This window comes from Streptomyces sp. NPDC012466 (genome assembly GCF_042955215.1).
Taxonomy (GTDB): domain Bacteria; phylum Actinomycetota; class Actinomycetes; order Streptomycetales; family Streptomycetaceae; genus Streptomyces.
Genome location: NZ_JBIBEQ010000009.1, coordinates 202,183 through 219,859, shown reverse-complemented (window position 1 = coordinate 219,859; position 17,677 = coordinate 202,183). Strand labels below are relative to the sequence as shown.

14 protein-coding genes and 1 pseudogene are annotated in these 17,677 nt (G+C 72.1%); 11 read left to right on the top strand and 4 right to left on the bottom strand.

Annotated elements, in window-relative coordinates:
- Positions 1 to 69: 69 nt before the first annotated feature.
- Positions 70 to 612 carry a GNAT family N-acetyltransferase gene (locus ACFY9E_RS30975; protein WP_390989472.1) on the top strand — a complete coding sequence of 181 codons (543 nt, stop codon included), beginning with the start codon at positions 70 to 72 and terminating at the stop codon, positions 610 to 612.
- A 248-nt stretch (positions 613 to 860) separates the two neighbouring features.
- Complete coding sequence (locus ACFY9E_RS30970) at positions 861 to 992, top strand: hypothetical protein (protein ID WP_104781486.1); 132 nt, start codon at positions 861 to 863, stop codon at positions 990 to 992.
- A gap of 46 nt (positions 993 to 1,038) precedes the next feature.
- On the opposite strand, the gene ACFY9E_RS30965 is transcribed toward ACFY9E_RS30970, so the two are convergent.
- On the bottom strand, positions 1,039 to 2,619 hold the full coding sequence (locus tag ACFY9E_RS30965) for a fibronectin type III domain-containing protein (RefSeq protein WP_390989470.1): 1,581 nt from the start codon (positions 2,617 to 2,619) through the stop codon (positions 1,039 to 1,041).
- 154 nt (positions 2,620 to 2,773) lie between these two features.
- On the opposite strand from ACFY9E_RS30965, the gene ACFY9E_RS30960 reads away from it, so the two are divergent.
- Positions 2,774 to 3,817: a 3-isopropylmalate dehydrogenase gene (locus tag ACFY9E_RS30960; RefSeq protein ID WP_390989469.1), complete on the top strand. Its 1,044-nt coding sequence runs from the start codon at positions 2,774 to 2,776 to the stop codon at positions 3,815 to 3,817.
- A gap of 243 nt (positions 3,818 to 4,060) precedes the next feature.
- A complete protein-coding gene (locus tag ACFY9E_RS30955) occupies positions 4,061 to 5,149 on the top strand; it encodes a branched-chain amino acid aminotransferase (protein WP_390989467.1) in 1,089 nt (362 codons plus the stop codon).
- 113 nt (positions 5,150 to 5,262) lie between these two features.
- Here ACFY9E_RS30955 and ACFY9E_RS30950 read toward each other — a convergent pair.
- Positions 5,263 to 6,740 (bottom strand): annotated as a pseudogene (locus ACFY9E_RS30950) (cytosine permease).
- A gap of 115 nt (positions 6,741 to 6,855) precedes the next feature.
- Here ACFY9E_RS30950 and ureA point away from each other — a divergent pair.
- The 6 genes from ureA (at position 6,856) to cimA (ending at position 14,205) form a co-directional block, all read left to right on the top strand.
- On the top strand, positions 6,856 to 7,563 hold the full coding sequence (ureA, locus tag ACFY9E_RS30945; protein WP_390989465.1) for an urease subunit gamma: 708 nt from the start codon (positions 6,856 to 6,858) through the stop codon (positions 7,561 to 7,563).
- Positions 7,560 to 9,269, top strand: a complete 1,710-nt coding sequence (locus ACFY9E_RS30940) for an urease subunit alpha (RefSeq protein ID WP_390989463.1) — start codon at positions 7,560 to 7,562, stop codon at positions 9,267 to 9,269. Before ureA ends, ACFY9E_RS30940 begins: the two co-directional genes overlap by 4 nt.
- A 9-nt stretch (positions 9,270 to 9,278) precedes the next feature.
- Positions 9,279 to 10,316, top strand: a complete 1,038-nt coding sequence (locus ACFY9E_RS30935; protein WP_390989461.1) for an agmatine deiminase family protein — start codon at positions 9,279 to 9,281, stop codon at positions 10,314 to 10,316.
- 8 nt (positions 10,317 to 10,324) lie between these two features.
- A complete protein-coding gene (locus ACFY9E_RS30930; RefSeq protein ID WP_390989459.1) occupies positions 10,325 to 10,924 on the top strand; it encodes a TetR family transcriptional regulator C-terminal domain-containing protein in 600 nt (199 codons plus the stop codon).
- A gap of 126 nt (positions 10,925 to 11,050) precedes the next feature.
- Positions 11,051 to 12,298 (top strand): TolB family protein, encoded by a 1,248-nt coding sequence (locus ACFY9E_RS30925; RefSeq protein ID WP_390989457.1) that lies wholly within the window; start codon positions 11,051 to 11,053, stop codon positions 12,296 to 12,298.
- Between the two features lie 302 nt (positions 12,299 to 12,600).
- A complete protein-coding gene (gene cimA / locus ACFY9E_RS30920; RefSeq protein WP_390989456.1) occupies positions 12,601 to 14,205 on the top strand; it encodes a citramalate synthase in 1,605 nt (534 codons plus the stop codon).
- A gap of 36 nt (positions 14,206 to 14,241) precedes the next feature.
- Here cimA and ACFY9E_RS30915 read toward each other — a convergent pair whose 3' ends face one another.
- Positions 14,242 to 14,901 carry an SLATT domain-containing protein gene (locus ACFY9E_RS30915; RefSeq protein ID WP_390989455.1) on the bottom strand — a complete coding sequence of 220 codons (660 nt, stop codon included), beginning with the start codon at positions 14,899 to 14,901 and terminating at the stop codon, positions 14,242 to 14,244.
- A gap of 142 nt (positions 14,902 to 15,043) precedes the next feature.
- Between ACFY9E_RS30915 and ACFY9E_RS30910 the strand changes: the two genes are divergently transcribed.
- The gene (locus tag ACFY9E_RS30910; RefSeq protein ID WP_390989453.1) at positions 15,044 to 16,405 is read left to right on the top strand and encodes a hypothetical protein; all 1,362 of its coding nucleotides are present in this window, start codon (positions 15,044 to 15,046) and stop codon (positions 16,403 to 16,405) included.
- A 302-nt stretch (positions 16,406 to 16,707) separates the two neighbouring features.
- Here the strand turns inward: ACFY9E_RS30910 and ACFY9E_RS30905 are convergent, their stop codons facing one another.
- On the bottom strand, positions 16,708 to 17,646 hold the full coding sequence (locus tag ACFY9E_RS30905) for an EamA family transporter (protein WP_390989451.1): 939 nt from the start codon (positions 17,644 to 17,646) through the stop codon (positions 16,708 to 16,710).
- Between the last annotated feature and the right edge of the window lie 31 nt (positions 17,647 to 17,677).

Genomic DNA, 17,677 nt, shown 5'->3' with positions numbered 1-17,677 from the left:
GGCCGCACCGACGGGCCAGGTCGCGAAACGACCTGGCCCGTCGGCATGTCCGCGCGGAAGACTGGTCCGATGACCACCCGAGCGCGCACCGCCCACACCGCCGACCTCACCCCCGCCGAACTCGACGCCGTACGCGGCCTCCTGGACGCCGCGTTCGACGGCGACTTCGGCGACGAGGACTGGGAGCACGGCCTCGGCGGCATGCACGTCCTCGTGCACGACCGCGCGGGGCTCGCCGCGCACGGGGCGGTCGTGATGCGCCGGGTGCGGCACCGCGGCCGGTGGCTGCGCACCGGGTACGTCGAGAACGTCGCCGTCCGCGCCGACGCCCGCCGCGCCGGCCTCGGCGGCCGGGTCATGGCGGAACTGGAACGCGTCGTCGACCGTGCCTACGACCTCGGCGCCCTCTCCGCCAGCGACGACGGGGCCCTGCTCTACACCTCCCGCGGCTGGCAGCTGTGGACGGGGGAGGTGCACGCCCTGAGCCCCCGGGACGGCGTCGTCCGGATGCCGGACGAGGAGGGGAGCACCTATGTACGGACCGCCCCCGCCGGCTCCCTCGACCCCGCGCACCCGCTGCTCTTCGACTGGCGGGACGGTGACGTGCTCTAGAAATCACCGCAGGTCAGCCTGGTGTGACCCAGTCCACCGTCTCAGATAGTAGGAAGTCCGAGTAATTGTGGAGACAGACGCTCCGCGCTCCCTTAGCTTTGTAGGAGCCGAACGTCTCGCTCGACCAAGCGAATGGCGGTCGTGAGCCGGGCCCCGTGCAGGCAACCCCTGTGGCACCGCTCCCCGCCCCTTCCGGCGTCTCGTAACCCTCCCTGTGCACTCCGTGCTGTCGAAGGAGTCGATTTCCCATGGCCGAGACGACCGTCCGCCGCCGAGTCCGTCACGTTTCCCGTACGACCGAGTCCGACCGCAAGAACGCCGCCGCAGCGCTCCAGCGCGCCCTCGACCGCAGGGACAACGGCGGATCCAGCGGCCACTGAGCCGCCGCAGGAACGGGAGCCGCCCGACGAGGCGCGGTGCGGGGCCTCATGCCCCGCGCCGCACCTCGAAGTGGTCGATCCGCTCACCGCTCGACGCCAGCGCCGACACCTTGAGCTTCGGCCTGGCGCCGCTCTCCGCCTCCACCGAGAGGAAGGAGAAACCGCGGTAGCGCACCCGCGACCACCGCACCGACTCCGCCCTGGTGTCCCGGGACTTGGTCCACCGGAACGTGGCGACCGGCTCGTGGTCCGCGGTGTTCCCCTCGTAGCTCTCCTTCACGCCGCCGGGGAAGCCGTACAGCTCCTTGCCACCACCGCCCGCGGTGACGTACACGATCCCGTCCCGCCGCGGATCCGTCGTCCCGCCGACCGGCACCGGCCTGCCGACCTCGCCGTCCCGGATGGCGTCGGTCCGCTCGTAGACGTGGTTGTGCCCGTTGATCACCAGGTCCACCTCGTGCCGGGCGAACAGCGGCAGCCACGCGGCGCGCACCCCGCCGTCGGAGGCGTGCGTGGACGTCGAGTACGCGCAGTGGTGGAAGAATACGACGATGAAGTCGACGTCCGCGGACGACCTCAGTTCGCCGAGCTTCTTCTCCAGCCACCGGGTCTGCCTCCCCTCCGTGTAGCCGAAGTTGGCGGGGATCTCGTACGACACGTCGTTCGCGTCCAGCGCCACCACACCGACGTTGCCGTACGTGAAGGCGTACACGCCCGGTGCCGTGCGCGCGTCGAAACCGCTGTCCGGCAGGGAGAACCGGGCGAGCTGGCCGCCGTAGCCGTCCGGTGAGTACCAGGCCTCCATGTCGTGGTTGCCGGTCGTCACCATCCACGGCACCGACCTGGCCACCGGCTCCGTCTGCTTCAGGAACCGGTCCCACTGTCCGGCGTCGAAGACGTCCGACTCCTTGCCCTTGCCGGTCGGGTCGGCGTAGCAGATGTCTCCGGCGTGCAGATGGAAGGCGGGCTTCCGGCGCAGCAGCGTACGGTCGTTGAGGGCCGCCTCCTCGCCGACGCCCTGGTCGCCGAACGCGGTGAACACGAACCGCTCCGGCGGGCTCGCGGGTGCCGTGCGGAAGGACGTGACGGTCGGCCGGTGCCGCGGGGACGCCGGGTCGAAGCCCTCGTGGCCGACGCCGTAGTAGTACGTCGTGTCCGGGCGCAGACCATCCAGCGCGGCGTGCAGGTAGTACTGGTCGACCGCCGCCCGGATGCCCTTCAGCTCCGGGGTGTGCAGGTCGCGCAGCTCCGCCTCGACCTTGCGGCCGAGATCGTCGGGGCGCAGGCCCACCCGTACGAACGGCTTCTTCACCGCGAGCGGCACCTGCCAGGAGATCCGCATCTGCGTCTTCGGGTCGGCGCCGAAGGCGAGATGGCGGCCGAAGGGCGTGATGAGGGAACCGGGCGCCTGCGACGTGCCGGGCGACGGGCTCCCGGCCGCCGTCGCGCCGCCCTGCCCGGGACGCGAGCCGGAACCCGAGCAGCCGGTCAGCAGCCCGCTCGCCACCGCGCCCGCGGTCACCAGGGTGCGCCGCCGGGACAGTCGTGTCCGCAGGTACTCGTGCTGCTCCGCCATGCTCATCCGGCGGGCGAGCTCGGGCGGGATGCCGAAGTGGGGGATCTCCATGTCCAGTGAACTTCCCAGCGGAGGCCAACGGCCGCACCACATAGGGGTGAACGGAACCCGGCGGACGCGTGCCGTCCCCCGGTCGGGTGCCTCCCGGCTGTCCGCATCACGGACACCGCATGTCATCCCATGGGACGAGGAGTAGGGTGCCCGCATGTCTCGCAGCATCAATCTCGCAGTGATCCCCGGTGACGGCATCGGCCAGGAGGTCGTGGCCGAAGGTCTGAAGGTCCTCTCCGCCGTCCTTCCGCAGGATGTGAAGCTGGAGACCGAGGAGTACGACTTCGGCGCCCGGCGCTACCACGCCACAGGTGAGACCCTCACCGACGCCGACCTCGACGCCCTGAAGCGGCACGACGCCATCCTGCTCGGCGCGATCGGCGACCCGACCGTGCCGTCCGGCGTCCTGGAGCGCGGCTTCCTGCTCAAGCTCCGCTTCGCCTTCGACCACCACGTCAACCTGCGTCCGTCGAAGCTCCTCCCGGGTGTCGCCACCCCGCTCGCCGGCGAGCCGCAGATCGACTTCGTCGTCGTCCGCGAGGGCACCGAGGGCCCGTACACCGGCAACGGCGGCACGATCCGCAAGGGCACCGAGCACGAGGTCGCCACCGAGGTCTCCGTGAACACGGCCTTCGGTGTCGAGCGCGTGGTCCGTGACGCCTTCGCGCGTGCCCAGGCCCGCCCCCGCAAGAAGCTGGCGCTCATCCACAAGAACAACGTGCTGACCTTCGCGGGTCACCTGTGGACGAACGTCTTCAACAAGGTGGCCGCGGAGTTCCCCGAGGTCACCACCGAGTACATGCACGTGGACGCGGCGACGATCTACCTCGTCACGCAGCCCGAGCGCTTCGACGTGATCGTCACCGACAACCTCTTCGGCGACATCGTCACCGACCTCGCCGCGGCCGTCTCCGGCGGCATCGGCGTCGCCGCGAGCGGGAACATCAACCCCTCCGGCGAGTTCCCCTCGATGTTCGAGCCCGTGCACGGCTCGGCCCCGGACATCGCCGGCCAGGGCAAGGCCGACCCGACCGCCACCGTGCTGTCCGTCGCCCTGCTCCTGCGCCACCTCGGCTACGAGGCCGAGGCCGCCCGCATCGACGAGGCGGTCGCCGCCGACCTCGTCGAGCGCACCGGCAAGCCCGCCCGCTCCACCTCGGAGATCGGCGACGCGCTCGCCGTACGCGTAGCCGGCTGACCCGCCGCTGCACACCGCAAGCCGCCGGGTCGCAACCGCGCCCGGCGGCTTTCGCATGGTCCCGCCGGGTGCCACCATCGACCACCGGGCCGCATTCACCCCGTTCCTTCCGCCGCCGCCCCCGGGCGATAATCGAACGCGAGGCCGCGGAATGAGGGAATGCTCGGACGTCCTAGCACTGGTCACCCATCAGAGCAGTACCGAGCGCGGCCCGTCACTACAACCGGTGAAGGACATCAACCCATGACGACGCCCACGATCGAGCTCAAGCCCTCCGCCCACCCGCTCTCCGCCGCAGACCGCGAGGCGATCCTGGCCAACCCCGGGTTCGGCCGCCACTTCACCGATCACATGGTGACGATCAAGTGGACGGAAGGCCGCGGCTGGCACGACGGTCAGCTCGTGCCGTACGCGCCGATCTCCCTGGACCCGGCCACCACGGTCCTGCACTACGCGCAGGAGATCTTCGAGGGGCTGAAGGCCTACCGCCAGCCCGACGGGTCCGTCGCCACCTTCCGCCCCGAGAAGAACGCCGAGCGCTTCCAGCGTTCCGCCCGCCGGCTCGCGATGCCCGAGCTGCCCGTCGAGACGTTCATCGAGGCCTGCGACGCCCTGGTCCAGCAGGACAAGGCATGGGTGCCGGCGCACGGCGGCGAGGAGTCCCTCTACCTGCGCCCGTTCATGATCGCCACCGAGGTCGGTCTCGGGGTGAAGCCGGCCAACGAATACCTGTTCCTGGTGATCGCCTCCCCGGCCGGGGCGTACTTCCCCGGTGGTGTGAAGCCGGTGTCCATCTGGGTCTCCGAGGACCGTGTCCGTGCCGTCCCCGGTGGCATGGGCGACGCGAAGACGGGCGGCAACTACGCGGCGTCCCTGCTCGCCCAGGCCGAGGCCGCCTCGAAGGGCTGCGACCAGGTCTGCTACCTCGACGCCGTGGAGCACACCTGGGTCGAGGAACTGGGCGGCATGAACCTGTACTTCGTGTACGGGAACAAGATCGTCACGCCGACGCTCACCGGGTCGATCCTGGAGGGCGTCACCCGGGACTCCCTGCTCACCGTCGCCCGTGACCTCGGGTACGAGGCGGAGGAGGCCCGGGTCTCGGCCGACCAGTGGCAGCGGGACTCGGAGGACGGGTCCCTCACGGAGGTCTTCGCCTGCGGTACGGCCGCGGTGATCACTCCGGTCGGTACGGTGAAGCGGGCCGGCGCGGAGTGGAAGCAGAGCGGGGGAGAGCCGGGCGAGGTCACGCTGCGGCTGCGCCAGGCGCTGCTCGACATCCAGCGCGGCACGGCCGAGGACAAGCACGGCTGGATGCACCGGCTGGGCTGAGTGGCCCTGGTCCCCGGGGGCTCGGCTCCCGGACCCCGGGACCAGTGCCCCACCCACCGTCCGACTCGGGCGGACAAGAAATCCGACCTTCGCCACATCGGGAACCCGGTCCGTCAGGACGCGGGGCGCGAATCGATCGGGCGAGAGGCAGACGTCGCCTCGTCGGCCCCGGGCTCCTCTGCGGGCGAGCCCGGGGCCGTCAGCGCGTACGCCACCCCTGCCACCACCCCCGACAGCAGGAAACTGCAGTCCACCCCGCCGGTCAGCGCCAGCAGGGGTCCCTCGTACGACGGCAGGGACACCGCCAGGACACCCACCGTCGCCCCGGCCGCCCAGGACAGGGCCGCCGGGACGTTCCAGCCGGAGCGGTACCAGTAGACGCCGCCCCGGGCGCGGCGGTTGAAGACCTGGAGGGCGTCCGCGTCGTAGACCCCGCCGCAGCGGGCGAAGCCGATGAGGGTGATGACCGCCCACGGCGTGCCGACGGCGGTCAGGAGCAGCACGAAGGACGTCATCGCGTCCTGCGCGGTCGAGTAGTAGTGCCCGGCGAAGACGCAGGCCGTGGCGACGGCCGCGACCACGTACGTCGCCCGGGCCCGGGAGGCGCGCGGCAGGATCGCGTCCAGGTCGAGTCCCATCGAGTACAGCATCAGCCCCGCGTTGCCGACCGAGCCGGCCGAGGCCGCCAGGAGCAGCGGGACGAGGTACCAGGACGGGGCCGCGTCGACCAGCGGGCCCGCGTAGTCGAGGGCGGCCCCGGCCGCGTACGCCGTGAACGTGCCGAAGAGCTGCGGCACCAGCAGGCCCAGCATCAGTCCCAGCCAGGTCGCGTGCAGCACCCGGCGGGAGGAGTGGCGGGCCGGTGAGATGTAGCGGGTGTAGTCGCCGAGGAGCGTGATGAACGCGACCGGCCCGGACAGCCCGGCGGCCACGGCCGCGAGCAGCCAGGTCGGCCAGAATCCGCCCAGCAGATAGCCGCCGGCCTCCGGCAGCGCCGCGGTGGTGAAGCCCGGGGCGTAGGCGATCACGCCCAGCGCCAGCAGGGCCGTCATGCCGAACGCCAGCACCCGCGACATCGCGAACAGCACCCGGTAGCCGTACACCGCACCGGCGACGGTGGCCGCGGCGAGCAGCCCGTAGACGATGCCGTAGGACACCCCGCCCTGCGGCAGACCGGCCAGCCGGCCCAGGACGCTCACCATCACGTCCCCGCCGATCCACACGGTCAGCGCGGTGTAGCCGAGGGCCAGCAGCAGCCCGACCACCGAGCCGACCAGCCGCCCGCGGACCCCGAACTGGGCGCCGGAGGAGGTCGACAGGTTGGTGCCGGTGCGCAGCGAGACCAACGCCAGCGGGGCCGTGAACAGCACGCCCACCACCGTGCCCGCGAGTACCGCACTGACCGACGCCCACCAGTCGAGGCCGAAGGACGGCGGCAGCCGGCCGAAGACGATCACGCCCAGGCAGAGGTTGGAGCCGAGCAGGATCGACACGAGGTCGCGTGGTCCGCTGGTGCTCCCCCAAGCTCTTCGAGCAGGGGGGACCCCCACTCCTCGGGGATGGTGTCGACTCCGCGCTGTTCGATCGGCATGCTGGTCTCCCTTGGTTAGAGCGACGTTCAATGTGATGCGCGCATTGCCTCACCGTCAACCTTTCGGTCAAGGGGATTTCATGTTTAGAGTGATGCTCTAAACGGAGGGAGTGACATGCGGCTGACCCCGACCGAACGCGACCGGCTGCTGCTCTTCGGCGCCGCCGAGCTCGCCCGCGCCCGCAGGGCCAGGGGACTGAGGCTCAACGTCCCCGAGGCGACCGCGCTCATCGCCGACACGGTGTGCGAGGCCGCCCGGGACGGCAGGCGGCTCGCGGAGGCCGTCGAGGCCGCCCGGTCCGTCCTCGGGCCCGGCGACGTGCTGCCCGGTGTCGCCGACGTCGTCACCGAGGTGCACGTAGAGGCCGTTTTCGACGACGGCTCGCGGCTCGCGGTCGTCTCCGACCCCATCGGCGGCGGCTCGGGGCCGGATGCCCCGGGCGCGCTGCTGCCCGGGCCGGACCACGCCGAGCCCGAGCCGGCCGAGCGGCTCACGGTCACCAACACGGCGACCGTGCCCGTCTCGGTGACCTCCCACTTCCACTTCTTCGAGGCCAACCCGCGGCTCGACTTCGACCGCGGCCGGGCCTACGGCATGCGGCTCGCCGTGCCCGCGGGGTCGTCCGTGCGGTTCGGGCCGGGGGAGAGCGCCGAGGTCGGGCTGGTGCCGATCGGGGGCGAGCGGATCGCCATCGGGTTCGCCGGGCTCGTCGACGGGCCGCTGGACGCGCCGGGCGCCAAGGAGGAGGCCCTGAATCGGGCCGCCGCCTGCGGCTACCTCGGCGTACCGGAGACAGCAGCTGATCAGGAGGTCGAGCGATGAGCCGCCCAGGGGGCCACCCCGCCGAGGCGCGCCGCCTCACCCCGTACGAGTACGCCGCCACCCACGGTCCCCGTGCCGGTGACCGCATCCGTCTCGGTGACTCGGGGCTGGTCGTCAAGGTCGAGTCCGACTCCCAGCGCCACGGCGACGAGTTCCTCGCCGGGTTCGGCAAGACCGCCCGCGACGGACTGCACCTCAAGGCCGCCGCCGTCCGGGAGACCTGCGACGTCGTGATCAGCAACGTCGTCGTGATCGATGCCGTGCAGGGCATCCGGAAGGTGTCCATCGGCATCCGTGAGGGCCGGATCCGCTCGATCGGGCGGGCCGGCAACCCCGACACCCTCGACGGGGTCGACGTCGTCGTCGGTACGGGCACCTCGATCGTCTCCGGCGAGGGCCTCATCGCCACCGCCGGGGCCGTCGACACCCACGTCCACCTGCTGTCGCCGCGCATCATGGAGGCCTCGCTCGCCTCCGGCGTCACCACGGTCATCGGGCAGGAGTTCGGCCCGGTGTGGGGCGTCGGGGTCAACTCGCCCTGGGCGCTGCGGCACGCGTTCGGCGCGTTCGACGCCTGGCCGGTCAACATCGGCTTCCTGGGCCGGGGTTCGTCGTCCCACGCGGCACCGCTGGTCGAGGCCCTCGCCGAGGGCGGTGCCTGTGGCTTCAAGGTGCACGAGGACATGGGCGCCCACACCCGCGCCCTGGACACCGCCCTGCGGGTCGCCGAGGAACACGACGTCCAGGTCGCCCTCCACAGTGACGGCTTGAACGAGTGCCTGTCGGTGGAGGACACCCTGCGCGTGCTGGAGGGCCGGACCATCCACGCCTTCCACATCGAGGGCTGCGGCGGCGGGCACGTCCCCAACGTCCTGAAGATGGCGGGCGTGCCGAACGTCATCGGCTCCTCCACCAACCCGACCCTGCCCTTCGGCCGGGACGCCGTCGCCGAGCACTACGGCATGATCGTCTCGGTCCACGACCTCAAGACCGACCTGCCCGGCGACGCCGCCATGGCCCGCGACCGGATCCGCGCCGGCACCATGGGCGCCGAGGACGTCCTGCACGACCTGGGAGCCATCGGCATCACCTCGTCGGACGCGCAGGGCATGGGACGCGCGGGCGAGACCGTCCGCCGTACGTTCGCCATGGCCGGGAAGATGAAGGCCGAGTTCGGCGCCCCGGACGAGCACGACAACGAGCGCGTCCTGCGCTACATGGCCAAGCTGACCATCAATCCGGCCCTCGCGCACGGCCTCGCGCACGAGGTCGGATCGATCGAGACCGGCAAGCTCGCCGACATCGTGCTGTGGCGGCCCGAGTACTTCGGCGCCAAGCCGCAGCTGGTGCTGAAGTCCGGCTTCCCGGCGTACGGCGTGGTCGGTGACCCGAACGCGGCGACCGACACCTGCGAACCCCTCGTCCTCGGGCCGCAGTTCGGCGCCCACGGGGCGACACCGGCCGAGATGTCGGTGGCGTTCGTCGCGCAGGCCGCCCTCGACCAGGGGCACGACACCATGCCGACCCGGCGCCGCCGGGTCGCCGTGCGCGGCACCCGCGGCATCGGCCCGGCCGACCTGCGCCTCAACTCCCGTACCGGAGCCGTCGACGTCGACCAGCGCACCGGTCTCGTCACCCTCGACGGAGAGCCGCTGCGCTCCGAACCCGCCGAGTCCGTCTCCCTCAACCGTCTCTACTTCCTCTGAGGATCAACGATGTCCGCAGCCGCCGACGGCTTCCGCATGCCCGCCGAGTGGGTCCCGCACGAGCGGACCTGGATGGCCTGGCCGGGCCCGAACCAGACCTTCGACGACCCGGGGGAGCTGGCCGCCGCCCGTGCCGCCTGGGCCGAAGTCGCCCGGGCCGTACGCCGCTTCGAGCCGGTGACGGTGGTGTGCGGACCGGGACAGTCGGGCGAGGCGCGTGCCCTGCTGGGCGAGGGCGTCGACACGGTCGAGCGGGACCTCGACGACGCCTGGATGCGCGACATCGGCCCGACCTTCCTGACCAACGGGAAGGGCGAACTGGCCGCCGTCGACTGGATGTTCAACGGCTGGGGCGCCCAGGAGTGGGCCCGCTGGGAGCACGACGCGAAGATCGCCGCGCATGTCGCGGACCTCGCCGGGGCACGGACGTACGCCTCGAAGCTCGTCAACGAGGGCGGGGCGATCCATGTCGACGGCCAGGGCACCGTCCTGCTGACCGAGACCGTCCAGCTCGGCCCGGAGCGCAACCCGGGCTGGTCCCGTGAGCAGGTCGAGGCGGAGATCCACGCCCAGCTCGGCACCCGCAAGGCGATCTGGCTGCCGCGCGGCCTGACCGGCGACTACCCTCCCCACGGCTTCGGCACCCTCGGCCACGTCGACATCGTGGCTGCCTTCGCCCGCCCGGGCGTCGTCGTCGCCCACTCCCAGCCGGACCCGGCCCACCCCGACCACGAGGTGACCAGGGAGGTCATCGGCCTGCTGAGGTCGCAGACGGACGCCCGTGGACGGCGACTGGAGGTCGTCGAGGTCCCCGCCCCGACCGTCCTGGAGGCCGACGGCCACTGGGCCGACTACTCGTACATCAACCACTACCTCTGCAACGGCGGAGTGGTCCTGTGCGGCTTCGACGACCCGCGCGACGAGATCGCCGCCGGCATCTTCCGCCGGCTGTTCCCCGAACGGACCGTGACCCTGGTGGACGCCCGTACGATCTTCGCGGGCGGTGGCGGCATCCACTGCATCACGCAGCAGCAACCGAGGATCTAGGAGCGCGCATGGCCGGTGGGCGAAGGCAGGCCCCGCCCCGCGAGGACGTCCTCGCCGCCGCCATGGAGATGATCGCCGAGCGCGGTCTGGAGAAGCTCACCATGGCGGCGCTCGGCCGTGAGGTCGGTATGAGCAGCGGCCACCTCCTCTACTACTTCGGTTCCAAGGACGAGTTGCTGCTGCGCACCCTGGAGTGGAGCGAGGGCCGGCTCGGCGGTGAGCGGGGACGCTTGCTGACCCGGGCCGCGCCCGCCGTCGAACGCCTCGACGCCTACGTCGACCTGTACGTCCCCGACGGCCACCGCGACCCGCACTGGACGCTGTGGCTGGAGGTCTGGAACCGCTCGCAGAACGCCGATGCGGACGCCCGCGACCGGCAGGCCGCCATCGAGGGCGCCTGGCACCGCGACCTGGTCGCCCTCCTGGCCGAGGGCATCTCGCGCGGGGAGTTCCGCCGCGTCGACCCCGACCGGTTCGCCGCCCGGCTGCGGGCGCTGCTGGACGGCTTCTCCATCCATGTGGCGATCGGCCTGCGCGGCACCGACCGGGCGCAGATCCTGCGGCACGTGCGCGAGTTCCTCGCCGACAGCCTCCTCGCGGACGCCTGAACGCCCGCCCGGGTTGTACTCAATATGACGGATTGACCCTCCCGCCCGTGCTGATGTTGGATCTTGGGAGCCCTCGGCGCGGGGCCGGGGGAGAAGCGTCCACGGGGAACACAGGGGGAACCGCACATGACCAGCACCAGGAGGGCCACGTCCGTCGCGCTCGGAGTGGCCCTGGCCGTCACGCTCGGCACCGCCGCCGCGCTGCCGGCGACCGCCGCGCCCACGCCGGCGCCGCGGACCGAGAAGGCGAGCGTCGCCCCGGACGGCACCGACGGCGACGCCCCGTCCGGCGGGCCGAGCCTGAGCGCCGACGGCCGCCGTCTGGCCTTCGTCTCCAGCGCCGACAACCTCGTCGCCGGTGACACCGACGGCGCCGCCGACGCCTTCGTACGTGATCTGAAGACCGGCACGACCAGGATGGCCGGCCCTTCGGTGGACGGCTCCGTCGACGACGTGGCCCTGAGCGGCAACGGCCGGTACCTGGCCTTCAGCGCCACCGGCCCGGGCGACGGCCGGAGCCACATCTGGGTCGAGGACCTGAAGACCGGCGCCCTGCAGCGCATCAAGGACACCGTCGACTCCGGCTACGACACCGGCCGGCAGCCCGCGATCAGCGCCGACGGCCGGTACGTCGCCTTCGTCGCGCAGCGGTCCGCGTTCACGGAGGACGAGGACCGCTGGGGCCGCGTCTACCGCGTCGACCGCACCAGCGGCAAAGCCGTCCGCATCAGCCAGGTGCCCGCCGCGGGCGATCGCAAGACCGCCGCCACCCATCCGTCCATCAGCGCCGACGGCAAGCGCGTCGGCTACCGGTTCTTCGTCCCGAATCCCGCCTCGGGCGACTGGAGCGACGCATACGTCCGGGACGTCCCGAGCGGCGAGCTGATCCAGGCCGACCGGGCCCCGGACGGCCGGAAGTCCGACGGGCAGACAGAGTTCCCGCAGGTCAGCGCCGACGGCCGGTACGCGGTCTTCAACTCCCTCGACTCGCAGCTGACCCCGGGCGACACCAACCAGGGCCACAACGTCTTCGTCCGCGACCTGAGGACGGGCGAGCTGCGCCGGATCGACGCCGCCGACCCGGCCGCCTTCACCGCGTATCCGAGGCTCAGCGGCGACAGCCGGTACCTGGCCTTCGCCTCGGCCGACCCGGGCGACTCCGACCGCACGACCCGGGCGTACGTGCGTGATCTGCGCACCGGGCGCACGGTCCTCGCCAGCCCGGACGCCCAGGGCGGCCCCAACGACCAGAGCGTCTCCGCCCCGGTCATCGACCGCGGCGGCCGCACGGTCGCCTTCAGCAGCTCGTCGGCCGACCTGGTGCCCGGCGACACGTACGACACCTCGCACGTCTACGTCCGTCACCTGAGGTGACGGACCGCATCCTGAGACGGCGGTGAGCGAAGCGCGGGGGTTGTGCCAGAATTCCCCCGTGCTCTCGTTCGCCACGATTATTGGCAGCAGGCGCGCCGGTCCGCAGTGACCGCCACGTACGACCAGGTACGGGCGGACACCGTCGTCCTCGACCCGCGCGCAGACCTCTCGCACCCGCGAGAGGTTTTTCGCATTTTCTGGCCCACCCGCAGCCGGAGGCGAGAGCGCGAGGGAGTATGTGAGGGCGGTGGAGCCGGTCATTCCGGTACGACCGAGATCCCATCCTCAGGAGCCTTGAGACCATGACCGCTAGCAGCGAGCTCGACGATTCGTTCCACGTCTTCGACACCACCCTGCGCGACGGCGCCCAGCGGGAGGGCATCAACCTCACCGTCGCGGACAAGCTGGCCATCGCACGGCACCTGGACGACTTCGGGGTGGGCTTCATCGAGGGCGGCTGGCCGGGCGCCAACCCCCGGGACACCGAGTTCTTCGCCCGCGCCCGGCAGGAGATCGACTTCCGGCACGCCCAGCTCGTCGCGTTCGGCTCCACTCGCCGCGCCGGCACCACCGCCGACCAGGACCCGCAGGTCAGGGCACTTCTGGACTCGGGCGCGCCGGTGATCACGCTGGTGGCCAAGTCACACGACCGCCATGTCGAGCTCGCCCTGCGCACGACCCTGGACGAGAACCTGGCCATGGTCCGCGACACCGTTTCCTTCCTCAAGGAGCAGGGCCGCCGCGTCTTCATCGACTGCGAGCACTTCTTCGACGGCTACCGCGCCAACCCGGAGTACGCCAAGGCGGTCGTCCGTACCGCGTCGGAGGCCGGCGCGGACGTGGTCGTCCTGTGCGACACCAACGGCGGCATGCTCCCGGCCCAGATCCAGGCCGTCGTCTCCACGGTCCTCGCCGACACCGGCGCCCGCCTCGGCATCCACGCCCAGGACGACACGGGCTGCGCGGTCGCCAACACCCTGGCCGCCGTCGACGCGGGCGCCACCCACGTGCAGTGCACCGCCAACGGCTACGGCGAGCGCGTCGGCAACGCCAACCTCTTCCCGGTCGTGGCGGCCCTGGAACTGAAGTACGGCAAGAAGGTGCTGCCCGAGGGTCGCCTGCGCGAGATGACCCGCATCTCGCACGCGATCGCCGAGGTCGTCAACCTCACCCCCTCCACGCACCAGCCCTACGTCGGCCTCTCCGCCTTCGCCCACAAGGCCGGTCTGCACGCCTCGGCGATCAAGGTCGACCCGGACCTCTACCAGCACATCGACCCCGAACTGGTCGGCAACACCATGCGGATGCTGGTCTCCGACATGGCCGGGCGCGCGTCCATCGAGCTCAAGGGCAAGGAGCTCGGCGTCGACCTCGGCGGCGACCGCGAGCTGGTCGGCCGGGTGGTGGAGCGGGTCAAGGAGCGCGAACTCAAGGGCTACACGTACGAGGCGGCCGACGCGAGCTTCGAACTGCTCCTGCGCGCCGAGGTGCAGGGCATGCCGCTGCGCTACTTCGAGGTCGAGTCCTGGCGGGCGATCGTCGAGGACCGGCCCGACGGCTCCCACGCCAACGAGGCCACGGTCAAGCTGTGGGCCAAGGGCGAGCGCATCGTCGCCACCGCCGAGGGCAACGGCCCGGTCAACGCCCTGGACCGCTCCCTGCGCGTAGGCCTGGAGAAGATCTACCCCCAGCTCGCCAAGCTGGAGCTGGTGGACTACAAGGTCCGCATCCTGGAGGGCAAGCACGGCACCAACTCCACGACCCGCGTACTGATCTCCACGTCCGACGGCACGGGCGAGTGGTCGACGGTCGGCGTCGCCGAGAACGTCATCGCCGCGAGCTGGCAGGCCCTGGAGGACGCCTACACCTACGGGCTGCTGCGCGCCGGGGTCGCTCCGGCCGAGTAGCCGCACTCCCGCCGGGGCGGGTGCCCGGGGCGCGTGTCACATCGCCGTGTCCCGGGACCGCGGTACCGGGACCTCGCCGCCCCGGTCACGGCCGGGCGTCCGGTCGAGGCGGAAGAGGCCCGCGGTGTGGGAGCGCTGACCGCCGGCGGTGCTGGTGGAGCGGGTCAGCTCCTCGACGCCGTCGGCCAGATAGCCGACCCACGCCGTGCCCTCGTCCTCGATGATCCGCTGGGCGTCGGCCCGCAGCCGTTCGATCACCCCGAGCAGGGCGGCCTGCTCCTTGTCGCTGGGGGAGTCGGTGGTCCTCAGGAACGCCTGCGCCCAGTCGGACTGCGCCTTCTTGAGGATCTGCTGCAACGCCAGCTCCGCACGGATGTAGCGGGTCCAGGACGCCGAGAACCCGAAGATCCGGTCGAAGAGGACGCAGCCGGCGCCACCGGCCAGGAACACGAAACCCCACTCGGGCTGCACGGCTGTGGGCGCGGCCGCGTGCACCAGCGGTGTGAGGGTGCCGACGATGCCCAGCAGCGTGGCGAGCGCCCGCAGCGAACGCGACCACTGCGACGGCCCCCTGCGCCGGGCCAGATACCAGCCGATCGCCGACGTCACCTCCGCCTCGGCGTGCCGGAAGAGCTCCCACAGCAGATCGGCCCGCGTGCGCGACCGGTCCAGCTCGGTCAGTTCGGACACCGTCATGTCCGCAGCCCTGCGTCGTCCGAACATGTCCCTGTTCCCGCCCCTCGTGGATGGCCAGAGGGCATCCTAGGCGCAGCCGCGTCGACAAATCTCTGCCTCGACGGATAACCCTTCTTGTGCCGTTTCGGGTAGCTTCGAACATATGAAGGCCGCGCTGGTGCGTACCGTCGTACGTCTGCTGATCGTGCCGTTCGCCGCCGTCCTGGCGGTGCTGCTGGCCGGTGCGTCCGGGGCGCATGCGGCCACCGACCTGTCCGATGTCGCCCGGCAGCTGCGCGAGAGCCCCGTGTACGTCGATCCGGCCGCCTCCGGGCAGCTGGCGGCGTCGGACGCGGAGGCCCTCGCCGACAAGATCAAGGACGCGGACAAGCCCGTCTTCGTGGCGGTCCTCCCGGCCGGTTACCCCACGCAGGACCTCTTCCGGAACCTCCGAACCGAGACCGGCATCACCGGCCTGTACGGCGTCCACCTCGGCGACCGGTTCGACGCGCGGGCCGACAGCTCCGTGATGAGCCGCCAGGCGGTGTCCAACCTGGTCACGGCGGTGCAGAACGCGGGCGACACCAAGGCCCAGCTGAACGACTTCGTCGACGACGCCCTGCGCAACGTGGGCGGCTCGGCGCCGAGCGGCTGGAGCGACGGCTCGGGCACCGACGTGCCGGTCGGCGGCCTGATCACGGTCGGCGCCCTGGTCGCGGCCGGCGGCGCGGGCGCCTACACCCTGGTCCGCCGCAACCGGCGCCGGCACGCGGAGGAGCAGCGGGCCGCGCTGGAGAAGCTGCGGGTGGTCGTCGACGAGGACATCACCGCGTTCGGCGAGGAACTCGACCGGCTCGACTTCCACCCCGGGGAACCCGGCGCCGACGACGCGATGCGCACCGACTACGAGCGTGCCCTGGACTCCTACGAGCAGGCGAAGTCGCTGATGGCGGCCGCGACGAAACCGGAGGACGTCCGGGCCGTCACCCAGGCCGTGGAGGACGGCCGGTTCTCCCTCGCCCGTCTCGCGGCCCGCCGCGAGGGCAGAGCCCTGCCGGAGCGCCGACCGCCCTGCTTCTTCGACCCGCGCCACGGCCCCTCGGTCGCCGACGCCTCCTGGACGCCCCCGACCGGCGCCGCCCGCGACGTCCCGGTCTGCGCGGCCGACGAGCGGCGCCTGGCCGAGGGCCGCGACCCGGTGATCCGCGAGGTCGACACCGACTACGGCCGCCGCCCGTACTGGGAGGCCGGTCCGGCGTACGGCCCCTGGGCCGGCGGCTACTTCGGCGGCGGCCTCCTGCCCGGCCTCCTCGTCGGCACCATGCTCGGCAGCATGATGGCCGGCCCCGCCTACGCGGCCGACTACGGCGCCGGCTACGGCGACTTCGGCGGCTACGAGGGCGGCGACGTCTCCGGCGCGGACTTCGACACCGGCGATTTCGGAGGCGGCTTCGGGGGAGGGGACTTCGGCGGGGGAGGCGACTTCGGCGGCGGGGGTGGCGACTTCGGCGGCGGCGGATTCTGAGCATGGCGGGGTGCGGCGACGCGTGAGCTCCGCACCGCAGCGGCCCTGGACTCACGGCGCATGAGCCGAGCGCCGTCATGGGCGCTGTCCGAGGGGCGGCTTCGGCGCCGGGCCCCGGCCCGAGCCGGGTTCGGCGGCGCGTGAGGTCGGCGCCGTGGCGGTTCCTGCGCCGCGTCGGTGTCCGCCTCCGTCCCGGTGCGGCTCGACGGCGCGCGAGGCAGCGCTGTGGAGGCGGGTGCCCCTTTGCGGCCGTCGGCGGCGGGTCGCTGCGGCACTGGACGCCTCGGGGCCGGAGCGGCCGGCTAGGCGGGCCCGGGGGAGCGGGTCCAGCGCTTTTCCTCCGGCTCGGCCCGGGCGGAGGCCGGGGCTGTGTCGCCGCGGCCGCCACCGCGACGGACGATGACGACCGCCGCGAGGCAGACGGCCAGTCCGACGGCGGTCTGCACCCCGAACGGCTCCCCGAACATCAGCGCGCCCCAGACCGCGGTGACCGGGGCCATCAGGAACATCAGCGTGTTGACCTCGGTGACGCCGGAGCGCTTCAGGATGAGCCAGTAGAGCCCGTACCCGCCGAACGTGGACAGGCCCACGAGCCAGGCGACCGCCAGCCAGAAGTCCCCCTGGGCGGGCGGCGCGGCGGCCCCGGTGGCCAGGGCCAGTGCCGAGAAGAGGACCGCGCTGGTGACGCAGTGGACGGTCAGCGACACCGACGGGGCGACACGGGAGCGGGACCGGCTCTCCAGGAACGTCGCCGCGACCAGGGACAGCATGCCGAGCAGCGGCACGGCGTACGCCCACCAGGGCACATCGCCGCCCGCCGCCGCGTCGGCCAGCGTGACCACGGCGACGCCGCTCAGCCCCAGGCCCAGACCGAGCCACTGCCGGCCCGAGACGTACTGCCCCAGCAGCGGCCCCGCGAGGGCCCCGGCGACCAGGGGCTGGACGCCGTCGATCAGGGCCGTCGTGCCGCTGGAGACCCCGAGCTGGATGGCCTGGTAGACGCTGAGCAGATAGCCGCTCTGCGACAGCACACCGACCAGGGCCTGCCGGGTCAGGTCCCGCGGGGCGAGGTCCCGCCACGCCGATCGCAGGACGGCGGCGGCGACGACGAGGACGACGGCCAGCGGCAGGAACCGCCACATCAGGATCGTGAGCGCGGACGCGCTGCCGGCGCCGAGCTTGGCCCCGATGAAACCGGAGCTCCAGCACAGGACGAAGGCGAGGGAGAGAAGGATGTTCACGACATCACAACCAGTAGACAGATCGGTTTAC